The organism is Streptomyces sp. NPDC028289 (assembly GCF_055565975.1).
On record NZ_JBVHTI010000003.1, the window covers coordinates 1146965 to 1166690 of the forward strand.

Annotated in this window: 21 protein-coding genes; 19 read left to right on the forward strand and 2 right to left on the reverse strand. The window is 68.9% G+C overall.

What is annotated here, in order from left to right:
* Positions 1–5: 5 nt before the first annotated feature.
* The 17 genes from rpmE to ACZ4UV_RS19385 all read left to right on the forward strand — a co-directional run bounded on the left by rpmE (position 6) and on the right by ACZ4UV_RS19385 (position 15435).
* Positions 6–230, forward strand: a complete 225-nt coding sequence (gene rpmE, locus ACZ4UV_RS19305) for a 50S ribosomal protein L31 (RefSeq protein ID WP_030049623.1) — start codon at positions 6–8, stop codon at positions 228–230.
* Positions 231–342: 112 nt separating this feature from the next.
* Positions 343–1419, forward strand: a complete 1077-nt coding sequence (prfA, locus tag ACZ4UV_RS19310; RefSeq protein WP_451020803.1) for a peptide chain release factor 1 — start codon at positions 343–345, stop codon at positions 1417–1419.
* A 49-nt stretch (positions 1420–1468) separates the two neighbouring features.
* Positions 1469–2314, forward strand: coding sequence for a peptide chain release factor N(5)-glutamine methyltransferase (gene prmC / locus ACZ4UV_RS19315; RefSeq protein WP_351497093.1), 846 nt, complete (start codon positions 1469–1471; stop codon positions 2312–2314).
* 61 nt (positions 2315–2375) lie between these two features.
* Positions 2376–3023 carry an L-threonylcarbamoyladenylate synthase gene (locus ACZ4UV_RS19320; protein ID WP_189268510.1) on the forward strand — a complete coding sequence of 216 codons (648 nt, stop codon included), beginning with the start codon at positions 2376–2378 and terminating at the stop codon, positions 3021–3023.
* Positions 3020–3703, forward strand: a complete 684-nt coding sequence (locus tag ACZ4UV_RS19325; protein WP_093499065.1) for an arsenate reductase/protein-tyrosine-phosphatase family protein — start codon at positions 3020–3022, stop codon at positions 3701–3703. Before ACZ4UV_RS19320 ends, ACZ4UV_RS19325 begins: the two co-directional genes overlap by 4 nt.
* A gap of 219 nt (positions 3704–3922) precedes the next feature.
* The gene (locus tag ACZ4UV_RS19330) at positions 3923–5167 is read left to right on the forward strand and encodes a serine hydroxymethyltransferase (protein ID WP_451020802.1); all 1245 of its coding nucleotides are present in this window, start codon (positions 3923–3925) and stop codon (positions 5165–5167) included.
* Between the two features lie 150 nt (positions 5168–5317).
* A complete protein-coding gene (locus ACZ4UV_RS19335; RefSeq protein ID WP_451020801.1) occupies positions 5318–6757 on the forward strand; it encodes an MraY family glycosyltransferase in 1440 nt (479 codons plus the stop codon).
* Positions 6758–7059: 302 nt separating this feature from the next.
* Positions 7060–7491, forward strand: coding sequence for a hypothetical protein (locus ACZ4UV_RS19340; protein ID WP_294011071.1), 432 nt, complete (start codon positions 7060–7062; stop codon positions 7489–7491).
* Positions 7492–7701: 210 nt separating this feature from the next.
* On the forward strand, positions 7702–8538 hold the full coding sequence (gene atpB / locus ACZ4UV_RS19345) for a F0F1 ATP synthase subunit A (protein WP_093499061.1): 837 nt from the start codon (positions 7702–7704) through the stop codon (positions 8536–8538).
* Between the two features lie 76 nt (positions 8539–8614).
* Positions 8615–8866 carry an ATP synthase F0 subunit C gene (gene atpE / locus ACZ4UV_RS19350; protein ID WP_093499060.1) on the forward strand — a complete coding sequence of 84 codons (252 nt, stop codon included), beginning with the start codon at positions 8615–8617 and terminating at the stop codon, positions 8864–8866.
* A 37-nt stretch (positions 8867–8903) separates the two neighbouring features.
* Positions 8904–9449, forward strand: a complete 546-nt coding sequence (locus tag ACZ4UV_RS19355; protein ID WP_133025280.1) for a F0F1 ATP synthase subunit B — start codon at positions 8904–8906, stop codon at positions 9447–9449.
* A complete protein-coding gene (locus tag ACZ4UV_RS19360; RefSeq protein WP_451020800.1) occupies positions 9446–10261 on the forward strand; it encodes a F0F1 ATP synthase subunit delta in 816 nt (271 codons plus the stop codon). Before ACZ4UV_RS19355 ends, ACZ4UV_RS19360 begins: the two co-directional genes overlap by 4 nt.
* A gap of 122 nt (positions 10262–10383) precedes the next feature.
* Positions 10384–11973 carry a F0F1 ATP synthase subunit alpha gene (gene atpA, locus ACZ4UV_RS19365; RefSeq protein ID WP_351497084.1) on the forward strand — a complete coding sequence of 530 codons (1590 nt, stop codon included), beginning with the start codon at positions 10384–10386 and terminating at the stop codon, positions 11971–11973.
* A 21-nt stretch (positions 11974–11994) separates the two neighbouring features.
* Positions 11995–12915, forward strand: coding sequence for a F0F1 ATP synthase subunit gamma (locus tag ACZ4UV_RS19370; RefSeq protein WP_365693159.1), 921 nt, complete (start codon positions 11995–11997; stop codon positions 12913–12915).
* Positions 12916–14349: a F0F1 ATP synthase subunit beta gene (atpD, locus tag ACZ4UV_RS19375; protein WP_351497080.1), complete on the forward strand. Its 1434-nt coding sequence runs from the start codon at positions 12916–12918 to the stop codon at positions 14347–14349. It begins immediately after the preceding gene.
* A 134-nt stretch (positions 14350–14483) separates the two neighbouring features.
* Positions 14484–14858, forward strand: a complete 375-nt coding sequence (locus ACZ4UV_RS19380; protein ID WP_181805896.1) for a F0F1 ATP synthase subunit epsilon — start codon at positions 14484–14486, stop codon at positions 14856–14858.
* A gap of 130 nt (positions 14859–14988) precedes the next feature.
* Positions 14989–15435 carry a DUF2550 domain-containing protein gene (locus tag ACZ4UV_RS19385; protein WP_093499053.1) on the forward strand — a complete coding sequence of 149 codons (447 nt, stop codon included), beginning with the start codon at positions 14989–14991 and terminating at the stop codon, positions 15433–15435.
* Positions 15436–15497: 62 nt separating this feature from the next.
* Here the strand turns inward: ACZ4UV_RS19385 and ACZ4UV_RS19390 are convergent, their stop codons facing one another.
* Together ACZ4UV_RS19390 and ACZ4UV_RS19395 are read right to left on the reverse strand one after the other, a co-directional pair.
* A complete protein-coding gene (locus ACZ4UV_RS19390; RefSeq protein ID WP_467839213.1) occupies positions 15498–17321 on the reverse strand; it encodes a glycosyl hydrolase family 18 protein in 1824 nt (607 codons plus the stop codon).
* A gap of 156 nt (positions 17322–17477) precedes the next feature.
* The gene (locus ACZ4UV_RS19395) at positions 17478–18050 is read right to left on the reverse strand and encodes a cob(I)yrinic acid a,c-diamide adenosyltransferase (protein ID WP_390048239.1); all 573 of its coding nucleotides are present in this window, start codon (positions 18048–18050) and stop codon (positions 17478–17480) included.
* Positions 18051–18204: 154 nt separating this feature from the next.
* On the opposite strand from ACZ4UV_RS19395, the gene ACZ4UV_RS19400 reads away from it, so the two are divergent.
* Positions 18205–19053 carry a 3-hydroxyacyl-CoA dehydrogenase family protein gene (locus tag ACZ4UV_RS19400; RefSeq protein WP_451020811.1) on the forward strand — a complete coding sequence of 283 codons (849 nt, stop codon included), beginning with the start codon at positions 18205–18207 and terminating at the stop codon, positions 19051–19053.
* Between the two features lie 185 nt (positions 19054–19238).
* Positions 19239–19562, forward strand: a complete 324-nt coding sequence (locus ACZ4UV_RS19405) for an STAS domain-containing protein (protein ID WP_031040714.1) — start codon at positions 19239–19241, stop codon at positions 19560–19562.
* Positions 19563–19726 lie beyond the last annotated feature (164 nt).

Below are 19726 nucleotides of genomic sequence, written 5' to 3' on the forward strand. Positions count from 1 at the left end.
ACACCTTGAAGCGCGAGATCCACCCCGAGTACGTCGAGACGCAGGTCAGCTGCACCTGTGGCGCGTCGTTCACCACCCGTAGCACGATCACCAGCGGCACCATCCGCGCCGAGGTCTGCTCCGAGTGCCACCCGTTCTACACGGGCAAGCAGAAGATCCTCGACACCGGTGGCCGTGTGGCCCGCTTCGAGGCCCGCTTCGGCAAGGCTGCCGCCGGCTCCAAGAAGTAGCGAGCCCCATTTCGCCGGTCCACGGCCACGCCCTCGCGGGGGCGTGCCCGGGACCGGCGTTTTTGGTCGCCCGCCTTCCCTTCCCACGCCGCAGCAGTATCAGGAGCCGAAAATGTTCGAGGCCGTCGAGGAACTCGTCGTCGAGCACGCAGACCTGGAGAAGAAGCTCGCCGACCCGTCGGTCCACGCCGACCAGGCCAACGCGCGCAAGCTGAACAAGCGCTACGCCGAACTCACCCCGATCGTCGCCACGTACCGCTCCTGGAAGCGGACCGGCGACGACATCGAGACCGCGCGTGAACTGGCCGCCGACGACCCCGACTTCGCCGCCGAGGTCAAGGAGCTGGACAAGCAGCGCGACGAGCTCACCGAGAAGCTGCGCCTGCTGCTCGTCCCCCGGGACCCGTCCGACGACAAGGACGTCATCCTGGAGATCAAGGCCGGCGCCGGCGGCGACGAGTCCGCCCTCTTCGCCGGTGACCTGCTGCGCATGTACCTGCGGTACGCGGAGCGCGTCGGCTGGAAGACCGAGGTCATCGACTCCACCGAGTCCGAACTCGGCGGCTACAAGGACGTCCAGGTCGCCGTGAAGACCAAGGGCGGCCAGGGCGCCACCGAGCCCGGCCAGGGCGTCTGGGCGCGGCTGAAGTACGAGGGCGGTGTGCACCGGGTGCAGCGCGTGCCGGCCACCGAGTCGCAGGGCCGGATCCACACCTCCGCCGCGGGTGTCCTCGTGACGCCGGAGGCGGAGGAGGTCGACGTCGAGATCAACCCGAACGACCTCCGGATCGACGTCTACCGGTCCTCCGGGCCCGGCGGACAGTCTGTCAACACCACCGACTCCGCGGTGCGCATCACGCACATCCCCACCGGTGTCGTCGCCTCCTGCCAGAACGAGAAGAGCCAGCTGCAGAACAAGGAGCAGGCCTTGCGTATCCTGCGCTCCAGGCTGCTCGCCGCGGCGCAGGAGGAGGCGGAGAAGGAGGCCGCGGACGCCCGCCGCAGCCAGGTCCGCACCGTCGACCGCTCCGAGAAGATCCGCACGTACAACTTCCCGGAGAACCGCATCTCGGACCACCGCGTGGGCTTCAAGGCGTACAACCTGGACCAGGTCCTGGACGGCGACCTCGACGCGGTGATCCAGGCCTGCGTCGACGCGGACTCGGCCGCCAAGCTCGCGGCCGCGTAAGGCACGTACGCACGTACGGAACGTACGAGTTACGACACGGAGGACCAGCGTGAACCTGCTGCTCGCGGAGGTGGCCCAGGCCACCCAGCGGCTGGCCGACGCCGGCGTGCCCTCGCCGCGCACCGACGCGGAGGAGCTCGCCGCGTTCGTGCACGGCGTGAAGCGGGGCGCGCTGCACTCCGTCAAGGACTCCGACTTCGACGCCCGCTACTGGGAGGTCATCGCCCGCCGGGAGCAGCGCGAGCCGCTCCAGCACATCACCGGGCGGGCGTATTTCCGGTACCTCGAACTCCAGGTGGGCCCCGGCGTGTTCGTGCCGCGTCCCGAGACCGAGTCGGTCGTCGGCTGGGCCATAGACGCCGTGCGCGCCATGGACGTGGTCGAGCCCCGCATCGTCGACCTGTGCACCGGTTCCGGCGCCATCGCGCTCGCCCTCGCGCAGGAGGTCCCGCGCTCGCGCGTGCACGCCGTGGAGCTGTCCGAGGAGGCGCTCCAGTGGACCCGCAAGAACATGGCGGACTCCAGGGTCGACCTGCGCCAGGGAGACGCCCTGGACGCCTTCCACGACCTCGACGGCCATGTCGACCTGGTCATCTCGAACCCTCCGTACATCCCGCTCACCGAGTGGGAGTACGTCGCCCCCGAGGCCCGCGACTACGACCCCGAACTCGCCCTGTTCTCCGGCGAGGACGGCCTGGACCTGATCCGGGGCATCGAACGCACCGCGCACCGGCTGCTGCGCCCGGGCGGTGTCGTCGTCATCGAGCACGCCGACACCCAGGGCGGCCAGGTGCCGTGGATCTTCACCGAGGAGCGGGGCTGGGCCGACGCGGCCGACCACCCGGACCTCAACAACCGTCCCCGCTTCGCGACCGCCCGCAAGGCGCTGCCGTGAGCACCCCGCAGGCAGTGTTCTTCGAATTCCAGAATTCCGTGTACGAGGAGGCCCGCTAGACATGGCACGGCGATACGACACCAACGACGCGACCGACCGCGTGACGGGTCTGCGCGAGGCCGCGTCCGCCGTCCGCCGGGGCGAACTGGTGGTGCTGCCGACGGACACGGTGTACGGCATCGGCGCCGACGCGTTCACCTCGGAGGCGGTCGCCGACCTCCTCGACGCCAAGGGCCGGGGCCGCAACATGCCCACCCCCGTGCTGATCGGCTCCCCGAACACGCTCCACGGTCTCGTCACCGACTTCTCCGAGCTGGCCTGGGAGCTGGTCGACGCGTTCTGGCCGGGCGCCCTCACGCTCGTCGCCAGGCACCAGCCGTCCCTGCAGTGGGACCTGGGGGACACCCGCGGCACGGTCGCCGTGCGCATGCCACTCCACCCGGTCGCCATCGAGCTGCTCACCGAGGTCGGCCCGATGGCCGTCTCCTCCGCCAACCTCACCGGCCACCCGTCCCCGGAGACCTGTGACGCCGCGCAGGAGATGCTCGGCGACTCCGTCTCCGTGTACCTCGACGGCGGCCCGACCCCCGGCAACGTCCCCTCGTCGATCGTCGACGTCACCCGCGAAGTTCCGTTGCTGCTGCGCGCGGGCGCGATCTCGGCGGAGGAGCTGCGGAAGGTCGTACCCGACCTCGAGGTGGCGAATTGACAGCCCCTGACGCGGGGCGTGGCATAGGCAACGGGGAAAGCGCGGCGGAGATCACGACGACGTTCGTGGGGCTGCCGCGCGACAGCTTCCGCATCCTCCACGTCAGCACCGGCAACGTGTGCCGCTCGCCGATCACCGAGCGGCTGACCCGCCATCTCGTGACGGACCGGCTCGGCGCCTTTCTCGGCGGCGGGCTGGTCGTGGAGAGCGCGGGTACCTGGGGGCACGAGGGTGCGCCCATGGAAGCCAACGCGGAGGCGGTCCTCGCCGACTTCGGGGCGGACGCCTCCGGTTTCGTGGGCCGCGAACTGCTCGACGAGCACGTGATCCGGGCCGACCTGGTCCTGACCGCGACCCGTGACCACCGCGCCCAGGTCATCTCCATGGGCCACTCGGCGGGCCTGCGCACCTTCACGCTGAAGGAGTTCACCCGGCTGGTCCGCGCGATAGACCCGGCGACGCTGCCGCCGACGTCGGAAGGCGTGGTCGTACGGGCCCGCGCACTGGTGCGGGCGGCCGCCGCCCTCCGCGGCTGGCTCCTGGCACCGACGGCCGAGGCGGACGAGGTCTACGACCCCTACGGCGCCCCGCTGCCGTTCTTCCAGTCCATCGGCGACGAGATACACGAGGCCCTGGACCCGGTGGTCACGGCGCTCACCGGTGTTCCGGCGCGCATGTAAGTCCGCGTTTCCGAGGTCCGCACCCGGCGCTGCAGCGCCCCGTAAGGGGCGCGGGGAACTGCGCGAGCAACCCCCACGCACCCGCAGTCGCGCGACCGGCCGCAACCACCCCTCCGGTGGCGAAACTCCCAGAACCACGGTCGTACGCGTAAACCGCGCGACCATCCCATACCGGGCCTACATTGGTCATACGTCCCCGTCGACCGCCCGGAGCCCCTCATGTCGGTCACCTCTGCCCTCGTCGAGGGCGATCTGTTGCGCAGGCAGGATCCGGAGCTGGCCGAGATCCTGCTGGGGGAGCTGGCCCGGCAGTCGACGTCGTTGCAGCTGATCGCCGCCGAGAACTTCACCTCGCCGGCCGTGCTGGCCGCGCTGGGCTCGCCGCTCGCCAACAAGTACGCCGAGGGGTATCCGGGCACCCGGTACCACGGTGGTTGCGAGATCGTGGACGTGGCCGAACGGCTCGCGGTCGACCGGGCCAAGGCGCTGTTCGGCGCCGCGCACGCCAATGTGCAGTCCCACTCGGGTTCGTCGGCCGTACTCGCCGCGTACGCGGCCCTGCTGCGGCCCGGGGACACCGTGCTGGCCCTGGGGCTGCCCTACGGCGGTCATCTCACGCACGGCTCGCCGGCCAACTTCTCCGGCCGCTGGTTCGACTTCGTCGGGTACGGGGTGGACGCCGAGAGCGGGCTCATCGACCACGACCAGGTCCGGGCGCTGGCCCGCAGCCACCGGCCCAAGGCGATCGTGTGCGGGTCCATCGCCTACCCCCGGCACATCGACTACGCCTTCTTCCGCGAGGTCGCCGACGAGGTGGGCGCCTATCTGATCGCCGACGCCGCCCATCCCATCGGGCTCGTCGCCGGGGGAGCGGCACCGAACCCGGTGCCGTACGCCGACGTCGTGTGCGCGACCACGCACAAGGTGCTGCGCGGGCCGCGCGGCGGAATGCTGCTGTGCGGTGCGCCCGAGCTGGCCGAGCGGCTCGACCGGGCGGTGTTCCCGTTCACGCAGGGCGGTGCGCAGATGAACGCCGTCGCCGCGAAGGCGGTCGCGTTCGGGGAGGCGGCAACACCGGCGTTCACCGCGTACGCCCATCAGGTGGTCGCCAATGCGAGGGTTCTCGCGGACGGGCTGGCGCAGGCGGGACTGGTCGTCACGACCGGGGGCACCGACACGCATCTGATCACCGTCGACACCGCGCCGCTCGGCGTCGACGGGAAGGCCGCCCGGGGGCGGCTCGCCGCCGCCGGGATCGTGCTGGACTGCTGTGCCCTGCCGCACGGTGACGCGCGGGGGCTGCGGCTGGGCACCGCCGCCGTCACCACACAGGGCATGGGGGAGGCGGAGATGACCCGGATCGCGGCGTTGCTGACGGGCGTGGTGAGCGGTGTCACGGACGTGGGGAGGGCGCGTGACGAGGTGCGCGAGCTCACCGGTAGATTTCCGCCGTATCCCGGGTGAGACGGGGTAGGCGCAGCGTCGTACACCCGGTTGCACGCCCGGCCCACAGCCTTGCGTGCAACCATCTTCGCTACCCGGAAGTCCCCATACATATGCGTCCCTCGCTAGGGTGTGGGGCTGTGATGGCCAGCGAGACATGTGGGGAAGCCTGTGCGTGAATACCTGCTGACGCTCTGCATCACGGCCGCGGTGACGTACCTGCTGACAGGGCCGGTACGGAAGTTCGCGATCGTGGCGGGGGCCATGCCGGAGATCCGGGCACGTGACGTGCACCGGGAGCCCACTCCGCGGCTCGGCGGGATCGCGATGTTCTTCGGCCTGTGCGCGGGGCTGCTCGTCGCCGACCACATGTCCAACCTCAACGAGGTCTTCGCGAAGTCGAACGAGCCGCGGGCGCTGCTCTCCGGCGCCGCGCTGATCTGGCTGATCGGTGTGCTCGACGACAAGTTCGAGATCGACGCACTGATCAAGCTGGGCGGTCAGATGATCGCCGCGGGCGTCATGGTCATGCAGGGTCTGACGATCCTGTGGCTGCCCATCCCGGGCGTCGGCACGGTGGCGCTGACCCCGTGGCAGGGCACCCTGCTGACGGTGGCGCTGGTGGTCATCACGATCAACGCGGTGAACTTCGTCGACGGCCTGGACGGCCTGGCCTCCGGCATGGTGTGCATCGCCGCCGCGGCGTTCTTCATGTACGCCTACCGGATCTGGTACTCGTACGGCATCGAGGCCGCCGCCCCGGCCACCCTGTTCTCCGCGATCCTGATGGGCATGTGCCTGGGCTTCCTGCCGCACAACATGCACCCGGCGCGGATCTTCATGGGCGACTCCGGGTCGATGCTGATCGGCCTGGTGCTGGCCGCCGGCGCGATCTCGGTCACGGGCCAGGTCGACCCGGACGTCATGAACCTGTTCGCCGGGTCCGAGCGCAACGCCGTCCACCAGATGGTGCCCGTCTACATCCCGCTGCTGCTGCCGCTGACCATCATCGCGGTGCCGGCCGCCGACCTGGTCCTGGCGATCGTGCGGCGCACCTGGCGCGGTCAGTCGCCGTTCGCGGCGGACCGGGGGCACCTGCACCACCGGCTCCTGGAGATCGGCCACTCGCACAGCCGGGCCGTGCTGATCATGTACTTCTGGTCGGCACTGATCGGCTTCGGCGCGCTGGCCTACTCGGTGAACTCGGCGTCCATGTGGATCGTGCTCGGCGTGGTCTTCCTCAGCGCGGTCGGCCTGGGGCTGCTCCTGCTGCCGCGGTTCACGCCGCGGGCGCCGCTCTGGGCGCAGGCCTTCGTGCCCCCTCGCTACCGGCGCCGCGGGGCGGTCCAGCCGGCCGAGGAGCCGGCGGCGGCAATCGCCGAGGTCACGGCGTCCACCGAGCAGGAGGAGCCGGAGAAGCCGTGCGACGACGAGTACCGATCCCCGTTGCCCAGCGGAGCGGCCCCGCTGAACGGCGTGACCACGGCCCCGGCGAACGGCGTGAGCAAAGCCCCGGTGACCGGCGCGACCGCGGCCTCGGTCAACGGCGCGACCGCCATCGGAGCCCGTTCGCGCTTCTTGAACCGGAGCCCTTCCGAGACCTCTCGCTGACCCCGCCAAGGTAAGAATCTGACTAGAGCATTGCCAAGTCGTGGGGGACCAAACACCCCCAATACCAGACACAACGGCCGGGTTTTCGCTCAGACGCGCAGGTTCACTCTCATGTGTGACGGCGAGCACACCTACCAGGTAAAGACCTCATCAAATAGTTTGTGATACGGTTCACGAGAACCCCGGACAGAGTCGAAGGACCCGACTGCGACGGTCCGTCAGCGTGAGGTCTTCGACCCTCCGACCGGGACTACGCTCGTCCATGACGACACCTGCCCCCCTGTGAAAGCGGAGTTGCCGCCATGCCGTCCAATGACGCCCGGAACCTGGCCCAGGCCGCCGTACCCACGGCCGCCGTCGGCGTGCTCGCCGCCGTCGTCAGCGGAGTGGTCGCGGGTGGCAAGGGGGCGATCGGGGCGCTCGTCGCGACGGTGATCGTGATCCTCTTCATGGGAATCGGTCTCTACGTCCTGCAGCGCACCGCGAAGTCGTATCCCCAGCTCTTCCAGATGATGGGCCTGATGCTCTACGCGGCCCAGCTGCTGCTGCTGATCATCTTCATGGCCGTGTTCAAGAACACGACGCTGTTCAATCCCCGGGCCTTCGCCATCGTGCTGGTGGTCACCACGCTCACGTGGATCACCGCGCAGACCCGTGCCCACATGAAGGCCAAGATCCTCTACGTCGAACCCGAGAAGTCCGAAAAGTCCGAGAAGACCGGACAGTCCTCGTGAGAGGTAGGGCCGGGATAAAGGCGCACGAGAGATGCTGCTATCGTCCGGTGCCAACTGCGGCATCGCGGGCGCGGGCATCTGAGCTGACGCCTGCTCAATCGCGAGGCGAGATGCCCCCCAGCCGCCCCCACATCCGTAACACCAGTCCCGTGCCGAACCGCGGCCCCGCGCCGCGCCGACACAACGAGGTTGCCGTACCCATGCGCCACGATGAAGGAGCCCGCGGTGAGTGCTGACCCGACGCAGACGCTCGCTTTCGACACGAGCTGTCACCTGTTCGACGGGTGTGGCTTCCCGGCTCCGGGCCTGCACTCGTTCCTGTTCAAGCCGCTCTTCGGCGACGCGGACAGCAACCTGTACTTCAACAAGACGATGCTGCTGGCGCTGCTCGGGTCGATCGTCATCGTGGGCTTCTTCTGGGCCGCCTTCGCCAAGCCGAAGGTCGTCCCGGGCAAGCTCCAGATGATCGCCGAGACCGGCTACGACTTCGTCCGGCGCGGCGTCGTCTACGAGACCATCGGCAAGAAGGAAGGCGAGAAGTACGTCCCGTTCGTCGTCTCGCTGTTCTTCTTCATCTGGATGATGAACCTCTGGTCGATCATCCCGGTCGCCCAGTTCCCGGTCACCGCGATCATCTCGTACCCCGCGGCCCTGGCCGGCATCGTCTACATCACGTGGGTCGCGCTCACCTTCAAGCGCCAGGGTTTCGTCGGCTTCTTCAAGAACGTCACCGGCTACGACAAGACCCTCGGCGCGGTGCTGCCGCTCTCGATGACGATCGAGTTCTTCTCGAACCTCATCGTCCGGCCCTTCACCCACGCCGTACGACTCTTCGCGAACATGTTCGCCGGTCACACCCTGCTGCTGCTCTTCACGATCGCCAGCTGGTACATGCTGAACGGCATCGGCATCGCGTACTCCGGTGTCTCGTTCGTCATGGTCCTCGTGATGACCGCCTTCGAGCTCTTCATCCAGGCTGTCCAGGCCTATGTCTTCGTACTGCTGACCTGCAGCTACATCCAGGGCGCGCTCGCCGAGCACCACTGAGCGCCAACCCGTCCCACCACTCATGACATCCGGTGGCCAACCCCCACCGGTCCTTGAAAGAGAAGGAAGAACCGGCATGTCCGCTCTTGCGCAGGCCACCCTCGCCGCCACCCAGATCAAGGGCAACCTCGGCTCGATCGGTTACGGCCTCGCCGCGATCGGCCCGGGCGTCGGCATCGGCATCATCTTCGGCAACGGCACGCAGGCGCTCGCCCGCCAGCCCGAGGCGGCCGGTCTGATCCGCGCCAACCAGATCCTCGGCTTCGCCTTCTGTGAGGCGCTCGCCCTGATCGGTCTGGTCATGCCGTTCGTCTACCCGACCTCCTGACCCGACCGTCGCGCACCAATAGACGAAAGGCACTGATATGAGCCCCCTGGTTCAGCTCGCGGCTGAGGAGGCCGAAAACCCCCTCATCCCGCCGATCCCAGAGCTCGTCATCGGCCTGATCGCCTTCGTCATCGTCTTCGGCTTCCTCGCCAAGAAGCTCCTTCCGAACATCAACAAGGTTCTGGAGCAGCGCCGCGAGGCGATCGAGGGCGGTATCGAGAAGGCCGAGGCCGCGCAGACCGAGGCCCAGAGCGTCCTCGAGCAGTACAAGGCGCAGCTGGCCGAGGCCCGGCACGAGGCCGCGCGCCTGCGCCAGGAGGCTCAGGAGCAGGGCGCCGCGCTCATCGCCGAGATGCGCGCCGAGGGCCAGCGGCAGCGCGAGGAGATCGTCGCCGCCGGTCACGCGCAGATCGAGGCCGACCGCAAGTCCGCCGCGCAGGCGCTCCGTCAGGACGTCGGCCACCTGGCCACCGACCTGGCCGGCAAGCTCGTCGGCGAGTCCCTCGAGGACCACGCCCGGCAGAGCCGTGTGATCGACCGCTTCCTCGACGAGCTTGAGGAGAAGGCCGAGGCCGCCCGATGAACGGCGCGAGCCGCGAGGCCCTGGCAGCCGCACGTGAGCGACTCGACGCGCTGACGGACTCCACGTCCGTGGACGCGACGCGGCTCGCCGACGAGCTGGCCGCCGTCACCGCGCTGCTCGACCGCGAGGGCAGCCTGCGCCGGGTCCTCACCGACCCGGCGCAGGCCGGCGAGGCCAAGGCCGAGCTGGTCCGGCGCCTGATCGGCGGCCAGGTCTCCGAGACCACCGCCGACCTGGTGTCCGGCCTGGTCCGCTCCCGCTGGTCGCAGTCGCGCGACCTGGTGGACGCGCTGGAGGAGCTGGCGAACACCGCCGACCTCACGGCCGCGGAGAAGTCCGGCACGCTGGACGACGCCGAGGACGAGCTGTTCCGGTTCGGCCGGATCGTCTCCTCGAGCACCGAGCTGCGCGCCGCGCTCACCGACCGCAAGGCCGGCGGCGCCGCGAAGACCGAGCTGCTGCACCGGCTGCTCGGCGGCCGCGCCAAGCCGGTCACCGAGCGTCTGGTCACGCGCCTTGTGACCGTGCCGCGGGGACGTAGCCTGGAAGCGGGCCTGGAGGCCCTCTCCAAGCTCGCCGCGGAGCGCCGCAGCCGCGTCGTCGCCGTCGTCACCTCCGCGGTGCCGCTGAGCGAGCCGCAGAAGCAGCGCCTGGGCGCCGCCCTCGCGAAGCTCTACGGCCGCACGATGCACCTCAACCTCGACGTCGACCCCGCGGTCGTCGGCGGGATCCGGGTGCAGGTCGGTGACGAGGTCATCAACGGTTCCGTCGCGGACCGCCTTGAGGACGTCGCCCGCCGCATGGCGAGCTAGCACCAACTCAAGAAGCAGTACGTACTTACGGCCCTGGTTGGGCCGTGCAGAAGAATCCTGGGGGTCGCCCCCAGACCCCCCAAGTGAAACTTCGGGCCCAACAAGGAGAGCAGGGAACCCAGATGGCGGAGCTCACGATCCGGCCGGAGGAGATCCGGGACGCGCTGGAGAACTTCGTCCAGTCGTACAAGCCGGACGCGGCCTCGCGCGAGGAGGTCGGTACGGTCACCCTTGCCGGCGACGGCATCGCGAAGGTCGAGGGTCTTCCCTCGGCCATGGCCAACGAACTGCTGAAGTTCGAGGACGGCACCCTCGGCCTCGCGCTGAACCTGGAAGAGCGCGAGATCGGCGCCATCGTCCTCGGTGAGTTCAGCGGCATCGAGGAGGGTCAGCCGGTGCAGCGCACCGGTGAGGTCCTCTCCGTCGCGGTGGGCGAGGGCTACCTCGGCCGCGTCGTCGACCCGCTCGGCAACCCGATCGACGGCCTCGGCGAGATCGAGACGTCCGGCCGCCGTGCCCTGGAGCTGCAGGCTCCCGGCGTCATGGCCCGTAAGTCGGTGCACGAGCCGATGGAGACCGGCTACAAGGCCGTCGACGCGATGACCCCGGTCGGCCGCGGCCAGCGTCAGCTGATCATCGGCGACCGCCAGACCGGCAAGACCGCCCTGGCCGTCGACACGATCATCAACCAGCGCGACAACTGGCGCTCGGGCGACCCGAAGAAGCAGGTCCGCTGCGTCTACGTCGCCATCGGCCAGAAGGGCTCGACCATCGCCTCCGTGCGTGGCGCCCTGGAAGAGGCCGGCGCGCTGGAGTACACGACCATCGTCGCCGCCCCGGCGTCCGACCCGGCCGGCTTCAAGTACCTGGCGCCGTACACCGGCTCGGCCATCGGTCAGCACTGGATGTACGACGGCAAGCACGTCCTCATCATCTTCGACGACCTCTCGAAGCAGGCCGACGCCTACCGCGCCGTGTCGCTGCTGCTGCGCCGCCCGCCGGGCCGCGAGGCCTACCCGGGTGACGTCTTCTACCTGCACTCCCGTCTGCTGGAGCGCTGCGCCAAGCTCTCCGACGAGATGGGTGCCGGCTCGATGACCGGTCTGCCGATCGTCGAGACCAAGGCCAACGACGTCTCGGCGTTCATCCCGACCAACGTCATCTCCATCACCGACGGCCAGTGCTTCCTGGAGTCGGACCTGTTCAACGCCGGTCAGCGCCCCGCGCTGAACGTCGGTATCTCCGTCTCCCGAGTCGGTGGTTCCGCGCAGCACAAGGCGATGAAGCAGGTCTCCGGCCGTCTGCGTCTGGACCTGGCCCAGTACCGCGAGCTGGAGGCGTTCGCCGCCTTCGGTTCCGACCTGGACGCCGCGTCGAAGTCGCAGCTGGAGCGCGGTCAGCGTCTGGTCGAGCTGCTCAAGCAGGCGCAGTACCAGCCGATGCCGACCGAGGACCAGGTCGTCTCCGTGTGGGCCGGCACCACCGGCCGGATGGACGACGTCCCGGTCTCCGACATCCGCCGCTTCGAGAAGGAGCTGCTTGAGTACCTGCACCGCAAGGAGCAGGGCCTCATGACCTCCATCAAGGAGGGCGGCAAGATGTCGGACGACACCCTCACCGCTGTTGCCGACGCGATCGCCGACTTCAAGAAGCAGTTCGAGACCTCGGACGGCAAGCTTCTCGGCGAGGACGCCCCGGCCGCGGCCAAGTGACGTAAGGAAGGGACCTGACTCATGGGAGCCCAGCTCCGGGTCTACAAGCGTCGCATCCGATCCGTCACCGCGACCAAGAAGATCACCAAGGCGATGGAGATGATCGCCGCCTCGCGTGTGGTCAAGGCGCAGCGCAAGGTGCGGGCCTCCGCGCCGTACGCGACCGAGCTCACCCGCGCGGTCACGGCGGTCGGTACCGGGTCGAACACCAAGCACCCGCTGACCACCGAGGCGGAGACGCCGACCCGTTCCGCGGTCCTGCTCCTCACGAGCGACCGCGGTCTGGCCGGCGCGTTCAACTCCAACGCCATCAAGGCCGCCGAGCAGCTGACGGCGCGCCTTGAGGCGGAGGGCAAGGAGGTCGACACCTACATCGTCGGCCGCCGCGGTCTGGCCCACTACAACTTCCGCGAGCGCAAGGTCGTGGAGTCGTGGTCGGGCTTCACCGACGAGCCCTCGTACGCGGACGCCAAGAAGGTCGCGGCGCCGCTGATCGAGGCCATCGAGACCGAGACGGCGGACGGCGGGGTGGACGAACTCCACATCGTCTACACCGAGTTCGTGTCGATGATGACGCAGACGGCGCTCGGCGACCGGCTGCTGCCGCTCAGCCTCGACGAGGTCGCGGAGGAGGGCGCCGCCAAGGGCGACGAGATCCTCCCGCTGTACGACTTCGAGCCCTCGGCGGAGGACGTCCTCGACGCCCTGCTGCCGCGCTACGTGGAGAGCCGCATCTACAACGCGCTCCTCCAGTCGGCGGCTTCGAAGCACGCCGCCACGCGGCGCGCGATGAAGTCGGCCACCGACAACGCGGGCGAGCTGATCAACACGCTCTCCCGTCTTGCCAACGCGGCCCGCCAGGCCGAAATCACCCAGGAAATCAGCGAGATCGTCGGTGGCGCCAGCGCCCTGGCCGACGCGACCGCGGGGAGTGACCGATAAATGACCACTGTTGAGACCGCGACGGCCACGGGCCGCGTCGCCCGGGTCATCGGCCCGGTCGTCGACGTGGAGTTCCCCGTCGACGCGATGCCGGACATCTACAACGCCCTTCACGTCGAGGTGGCCGACCCGGCCAACGCCGGCGAGAAGAAGACGCTGACCCTGGAGGTCGCCCAGCACCTGGGTGACGGCCTGGTCCGCACCATCTCCATGCAGCCCACCGACGGTCTGGTCCGCCAGGCCCCGGTCACCGACACCGGCGACGGCATCACCGTCCCGGTCGGCGACTTCACCAAGGGCAAGGTGTTCAACACCCTCGGTGACGTGCTGAACGTCGACGAGCAGTACGAGGGCGAGCGCTGGTCCATCCACCGCAAGGCCCCGAACTTCGACGAGCTCGAGTCGAAGACCGAGATGTTCGAGACCGGAGTCAAGGTCATCGACCTTCTCACCCCGTACGTCAAGGGTGGAAAGATCGGTCTGTTCGGCGGTGCCGGCGTCGGCAAGACGGTGCTCATCCAGGAGATGATCTACCGCGTCGCCAACAACCACGACGGTGTCTCCGTGTTCGCCGGTGTCGGCGAGCGCACCCGTGAGGGCAACGACCTCATCGAGGAGATGGCCGACTCGGGCGTCATCGACAAGACCGCCCTGGTCTTCGGCCAGATGGACGAGCCCCCGGGCACCCGTCTGCGCGTCGCGCTGGCCGGCCTCACCATGGCCGAGTACTTCCGTGACGTCCAGAAGCAGGACGTGCTGTTCTTCATCGACAACATCTTCCGCTTCACGCAGGCCGGTTCCGAGGTCTCGACCCTGCTCGGCCGCATGCCCTCCGCGGTGGGCTACCAGCCGAACCTGGCCGACGAGATGGGTCTCCTCCAGGAGCGCATCACCTCGACCCGTGGTCACTCGATCACCTCGATGCAGGCGATCTACGTCCCCGCGGACGACCTGACCGACCCGGCCCCGGCCACCACCTTCGCCCACCTCGACGCGACGACGGTGCTCTCCCGTCCGATCTCGGAGAAGGGCATCTACCCGGCCGTGGACCCGCTGGACTCCACGTCCCGGATCCTGGACCCGCGCTACATCGCGGCGGACCACTACAACACCGCGATGCGCGTGAAGACGGTCCTCCAGAAGTACAAGGACCTCCAGGACATCATCGCGATCCTCGGTATCGACGAGCTCGGCGAGGAGGACAAGCTCGTCGTCCACCGTGCCCGTCGCGTGGAGCGCTTCCTGTCCCAGAACACCCACGTCGCCAAGCAGTTCACCGGCGTCGACGGGTCGGACGTCCCGCTGGACGAGTCGATCGCCGCGTTCAACGCGATCATCGACGGCGAGTACGACCACTTCCCGGAGCAGGCGTTCTTCCTGTGCGGTGGCATCGAGGACCTCAAGGCCAACGCCAAGGAGCTGGGCGTCTCCTGAACACCCTGAGTTCTCCGGAACTCCTTGTGTTCTTCGTGTGAGGGGGCGGGCGCGTCCCGCCCCCTCACGCACGCCTACTAGAATTGACCCCAACACCCGGCGCCCCTGCCGGGTGGTGACCCGAGGAGCCACCCTTGGCTGCTGAGCTGCACGTCGAGCTCGTCGCCGCGGACCGCCAGGTCTGGTCCGGCGAGGCCACCCTGGTCGTCGCGCGCACCACGTCCGGCGACATCGGCGTCATGCCCGGTCACCAGCCGCTGCTCGGTGTGCTGGAGTCGGGCCCGGTGACCATCCGTACGAGTGATGGTGGAACGGTCGTCGCCGCGGTGCACGGCGGTTTCATCTCGTTCGCGGACAACAAGCTCTCGCTGCTGGCCGAGACCGCCGAGCTGTCGGACGAGATCGACGTCCAGCGCGAGGAGCGCGAGCTGGAGCGCGCGAAGGCGGAGGGCGACGCCACCGCCGAGCGGCGCGCCGACGTCCGTCTGCGGGCGGCGACCGCGCGCTGACACACTGCACGTATGCGTTGACGTAACTCAGCCGCGGCTGGGACCGGAGCCACTTCGGTCCCAGCCGCGGCTGAGGTAGATCTGGGTCTTTTTACGTTCCATTACCTAGGAGACGAGGAGGTCGGTGCCGATGGTCCTCGCTCTGACTGTGGCCGGAATCGTGGTCGTGCTGGTGGTGGTGGGACTCTTCCTGTTCGGCCTGCGCCGCAGACTGATCCAGCGCTCCGGCGGCACCTTCGACTGTTCCCTGCGCTGGGACGTCCCCGAGAAGACGGACACCAGCGGCAAGGGCTGGAGCTACGGCGTCGCCCGCTACAACGGCGACAGCGTCGAGTGGTACCGCGTCTTCTCCTACGCCTACCGCCCCCGCCGGGTCCTGGAGCGCGACCGGATCGAGGTGGCCGGCCGACGCCTCCCCGAGGGCGAGGAGGAGCTGGCCCTGCTCTCCGACGCCGTCATCCTCGCCTGCACCCATCGCGGCACCCGCCTCGAACTCGCGATGAGCGAAGACGCGCTGACCGGATTCCTCGCGTGGCTGGAAGCAGCCCCGCCCGGACAGCGAGTGAATGTGGCGTAGCCGCATTCACTCTCCCCCAGACGAAGTGAAGTCCGGAGGAGAGTGAACGGCGTTTGACGGCCTTACAGGTTCGAGCTGATGGCGCTCACCAGCTCGCCGTTGCTGGTGTCGCCGCTGAACTCCCAGAAGAACGCGCCGCCGAGGCCCTGGGACTTCGCCCAGCTCATCTTCCCGGCGATCGTCGACGGGGTGTCGTACGACCACCAGTTGGTGCCGCAGTGCGCGTACGCCGTGCCCGCGACGGTGCCGGTGACCGGGCAGGACGTCTTGAGGACCTTGTAGTCCTCGATGCCCTGTTCGTAGGTGCCGGCCGCCGCGCCGGTGGCCGTGCCGCCCGGCGCGTCCTGGGTGACGCCGGTCCAGCCTCTGCCGTAGAACCCGATGCCGATCAGCAGCTTGCTCGCCGGCACGCCCTGCGCCTTGAACTTGGCCATGGCGTCGGCCGTGTCGAAGCCGGCGGTCGGGATGCCGGCGTACGAGGTGAGCGGGGAGTGCGGGGCGGTCGGGCCGGTGGTCGCCCAGGCGCCGAAGAAGTCGTACGACATCACGTTGTACCAGTCGACGTACTGGGAGGCGCCCGCGTAGTCGGTCGCGTCGATCTTGCCGCCGGCGGAGCCGTCGGCCGTGGTGGCCGCGGTGACCAGGTTGTTCGAGCCGAACTTGGCGCGCAGCGCGGACATCAGGTTCTTGAAGGCCGCCGAGCCGCTGGTGTCGCAGCTCAGCCCGCAGGCGTTCGGGTACTCCCAGTCGATGTCGATGCCGTCGAAGACGTCGGCCCAGCGAGGGTCCTCGACCAGGTTGTAGCAGGAGTTCGCGAACGCGGTCGGGTTGGCCGCCGCCTGCGCGAAGCCGCCGGACCAGGTCCAGCCGCCGAAGGACCACAGGATCTTGATGTTCGGGTACTTGGCCTTCAGCTCGCGCAACTGGTTGAAGTTGCCGGCCAGCGGCTGGTCCCAGGTGTCGGCGACGCCGCTGACCGACTGGTCGGCGGTGAACGTCTTCTGGTAGTCCGCGTAGGCGTCGCCGATCGCGCACTGGCCGTTGGTGACGTTGCCGAAGGCGTAGTTGATGTGCGTGATCTTCGCCGCGGACCCGGAGGTCACCAGGTTCTTGACCTGGTAGTTGCGGCCGTAGATGCCCCACTCGGTGAAGTAGCCGAGCTTGACCTTGGAGCCGGTGGTCGGGGGAGTGGTCGTACCGCCGGTGGTGTGGACGGCGACCGCGCCGCTGACCGGTCCCGTCTGGTTCGCGGTGTCGCGGGCCTGGACCGTGTACGAGTAGTCGGTGCCGGCCGTGAGACCCGAGTCGGTGTACGAGGTGGTGGTCACCGTGGAGACCACCGTGCCGTCGCGCAGGACGTCGTAGTTCTTGACGCCGTTGTCGTCGGTGGCGGCGGACCAGCTCAGCTTCACCGAGGTGTCGGTGATGCCGGACGCGGTCGGGGTGCCGGGCGCGGAGGGCGCCGAGTCGCCCGGGGTGGTGGTACCGCCGTCGCAACTCGCCCCGTTGACGAGGCAGTTGCTGGGCGATCCGGAACCGGCGCCGTTGAAGCCGAAGGAGACGGAGGCGCCGGGGGCGAGGGAGCCGTTGTAGGACTTGTTCTTGGCGGTCCAGTGGGTCCCGGAGGAGGAGACGTCCGCGTCCCACGCGGAGGTCACCGAGGTTCCGGAGGGGAAGTCCCACTCGACGGTCCAGGAGCTGATGCTGGCGGTACCGGTGTTCTTGACGGTCCACTGGCCGCCGAAGCCGGTACCCCAGTCCTGGGTCTTGGTGTAGGTCGCGGTGGCGGACGTCGCGGCCTGGGCTGGGCTTGCGAGGCCCACCAGACCGGCCAGGGGGAGCACCAGCGTCGCGAGCCCTGCCGCGACTCTGTGTCTGAAGCGCATGCTGCGCCTCCCTCTCGATCGGGGATGACGTGGGCATGACTGAGCCTTCATGCCCATGGTGCCGCGAGAATAGAAAGGTCTGGACCACCGGTCAATAGGTCTGGACCACTCTTGTATACGGCCGACGGATCCCCAACTCCCGTACCAGGGGCGCAGTTACCGCTCCCCGCCCGGGACCCACAGCACGTCCCCGACGTCCTTGTTGGCGGTACGGGCGAGGATGAACAGCAGGTCCGACAGTCGGTTGAGGTAGGTCGCGGTCAGCGGGTTCATCACCTCGCCGTGTGCCTCCAGCGCGGCCCACGTCGACCGCTCGGCCCGCCGTACGACCGTGCAGGCCTGGTGGAGCAGGGCCGCCCCCGGGGTGCCGCCCGGGAGGATGAAGGAACGGAGCTTCTCCAGCCGCTCGTTGAAACGGTCGCAGTCCGCCTCCAGCTTGTCGACGTAGAACTGCTCGACCCGCAGGGGCGGGAACCCGGGGTTCTCCACCACGGGGGTCGACAGGTCCGCGCCGACGTCGAAGAGGTCGTTCTGCACCCGGGTGAGCACCGCGACGACCTCCTCCGCCAGGCCGCCCAGCGCGATCGCCGTCCCGATCACCGCGTTCGCCTCGTTGGCGTCGGCGTATGCCGAGATCCGCAGATCGGTCTTGGCGACCCGGCTCATGTCCCCGAGGGCGGTGGTGCCCTGGTCGCCGGTCCTGGTGTAGATACGCGTGAGATTGACCATGTGGCCAGCGTAAAGCCGTCCCCGGTGGCGGGACGTGACGGTTGTCTCACGTCCTGAGACCGTGACACGCGTTACTTACCGGGTTTCCCGGCCCCCGACGAGCGCTAGGGTCCCGCCCAAGAGGCATACCTCAACAGCGTGTAAGGGGAGCGGAGTGGCACGGAAGCTTGCCGTCATCGGTGCCGGCCTGATGGGTTCCGGCATCGCCCAGGTCGCCGCGCAGGCCGGCTGGGACGTGGTCCTGCGAGACGTCACCGACGAGGCACTGGACCGTGCCGTCGGCGGCATCCAGGCCTCGTACGACAAGTTCGTGAGCAAGGGGAAGCTGGAGGCGCACGACGCCGACGCCGCCCTGGCCCGCATCACCACCACCACCGACCTGGACGCGGTCGCCGACGCGGACATCGTGGTCGAGGCCGTCTTCGAGAAGCTGGAGGTCAAGCACGAGATCTTCCGTGCGCTCGACAAGATCGTGCGTCCGGAGGCCGTACTCGCCTCCAACACCTCGGCCATCCCGATCACCAAGATCGCGGCGGCCACCGAGCACCCCGAGCGCGTCGTCGGCGTCCACTTCTTCTCGCCGGTGCCGATGATGCAGCTCGTGGAGCTGGTCCGCGGCTACAAGACCAGCGACGAAACCCTCGCCACCGCGCGGGAGTTCGCCGAGTCCACCGGCAAGACCTGCATCGTCGTCAACCGGGACGTCGCCGGTTTCGTGACGACCCGGCTGATCTCGGCGCTCGTCGTCGAGGCCGCCAAGCTGTACGAGTCGGGCGTCGCCACCGCCGAGGACATCGACCTCGCCTGCAAGCTGGGCTTCGGTCACGCCATGGGCCCGCTGGCCACGGCCGACCTCACCGGTGTCGACATCCTGCTGCACGCCACCAGCAACATCTACACCGAGTCGCAGGACGAGAAGTTCGCCCCGCCGGAGCTGATGCGCCGGATGGTTGACGCCGGTGACATCGGGCGCAAGAGCGGGCAGGGCTTCTACACGTACTGAAACATCAGTACGTAGACACTCTGACCGCCTGTCAAAACGCACAAACCCCAGAGGTTTCACCCTCTGGGGTGAATTCGGTATCGGTTCGCTTACAGATGGCAACCTCTGACCGGCGAACGCAGTCAGACGTTGCAATACCGGACAACACTTTCACGGAGTAGGACACGCACTCTCGGGGAGCGCATATGTACATCAGGGGCGACCACGCCGAGCTGGTCGTCGGGGGCCGCCTCGACGTCCGCAGCGCGGCGGACGCCCGTACGGTCCTGCACTCGGCCGTCGACGACGGAGTCGGCGATCTGGTGCTGGACCTGTCCGAGCTGGACTCCTGGGACGCCACCGGACTCGGGGTGATCATGGGTGCCCACCGGCGGGCCGGCCGCTGCGGCCGCCGCCTGGTGCTGCGCGACGTACCGCCGCAGATGCAGCGCCTGCTGGTGGCCACCCGGCTGCACCGGATCCTGGCGATCGAGGGGGGTATCGGGGTGGAGTCGCTGCCCCGGGTGTGACACCGGGACCCGGCGGCCGGCTGTGCCGCGGTGACCGGGGGCCGGCGGCGCCGCGGTGACCGGCTGTGCGGCGGCGAACTGTCGGGACACGGCGATCCGGTGTGAACCGGGCGACGGGGGTGACCCGGTCGGACGGCGCGCATGCGCACGTCAGACGCAATCCT

Bases quoted from the DNA above. Each gene is read 5' to 3' on its own strand.
- prfA (WP_451020803.1), top strand. From the start codon at position 343: ATGTTCGAGGCCGTCGAGGAACTCGTCGTCGAGCACGCAGACCTGGAG.
- ACZ4UV_RS19320 (WP_189268510.1), top strand. From the start codon at position 2,376: ATGGCACGGCGATACGACACCAACGACGCGACCGACCGCGTGACGGGT.
- ACZ4UV_RS19330 (WP_451020802.1), top strand. From the start codon at position 3,923: ATGTCGGTCACCTCTGCCCTCGTCGAGGGCGATCTGTTGCGCAGGCAG.
- ACZ4UV_RS19340 (WP_294011071.1), top strand. From the start codon at position 7,060: ATGCCGTCCAATGACGCCCGGAACCTGGCCCAGGCCGCCGTACCCACG.
- atpB (WP_093499061.1), top strand. From the start codon at position 7,702: ATGAAGGAGCCCGCGGTGAGTGCTGACCCGACGCAGACGCTCGCTTTC.
- atpE (WP_093499060.1), top strand. From the start codon at position 8,615: ATGTCCGCTCTTGCGCAGGCCACCCTCGCCGCCACCCAGATCAAGGGC.
- ACZ4UV_RS19355 (WP_133025280.1), top strand. From the start codon at position 8,904: ATGAGCCCCCTGGTTCAGCTCGCGGCTGAGGAGGCCGAAAACCCCCTC.
- ACZ4UV_RS19360 (WP_451020800.1), top strand. From the start codon at position 9,446: ATGAACGGCGCGAGCCGCGAGGCCCTGGCAGCCGCACGTGAGCGACTC.
- atpA (WP_351497084.1), top strand. From the start codon at position 10,384: ATGGCGGAGCTCACGATCCGGCCGGAGGAGATCCGGGACGCGCTGGAG.
- ACZ4UV_RS19370 (WP_365693159.1), top strand. From the start codon at position 11,995: ATGGGAGCCCAGCTCCGGGTCTACAAGCGTCGCATCCGATCCGTCACC.
- atpD (WP_351497080.1), top strand. From the start codon at position 12,916: ATGACCACTGTTGAGACCGCGACGGCCACGGGCCGCGTCGCCCGGGTC.
- ACZ4UV_RS19385 (WP_093499053.1), top strand. From the start codon at position 14,989: ATGGTCCTCGCTCTGACTGTGGCCGGAATCGTGGTCGTGCTGGTGGTG.
- ACZ4UV_RS19390 (WP_467839213.1), bottom strand. From the start codon at position 17,321: ATGCGCTTCAGACACAGAGTCGCGGCAGGGCTCGCGACGCTGGTGCTC.
- ACZ4UV_RS19395 (WP_390048239.1), bottom strand. From the start codon at position 18,050: ATGGTCAATCTCACGCGTATCTACACCAGGACCGGCGACCAGGGCACC.
- ACZ4UV_RS19405 (WP_031040714.1), top strand. From the start codon at position 19,239: ATGTACATCAGGGGCGACCACGCCGAGCTGGTCGTCGGGGGCCGCCTC.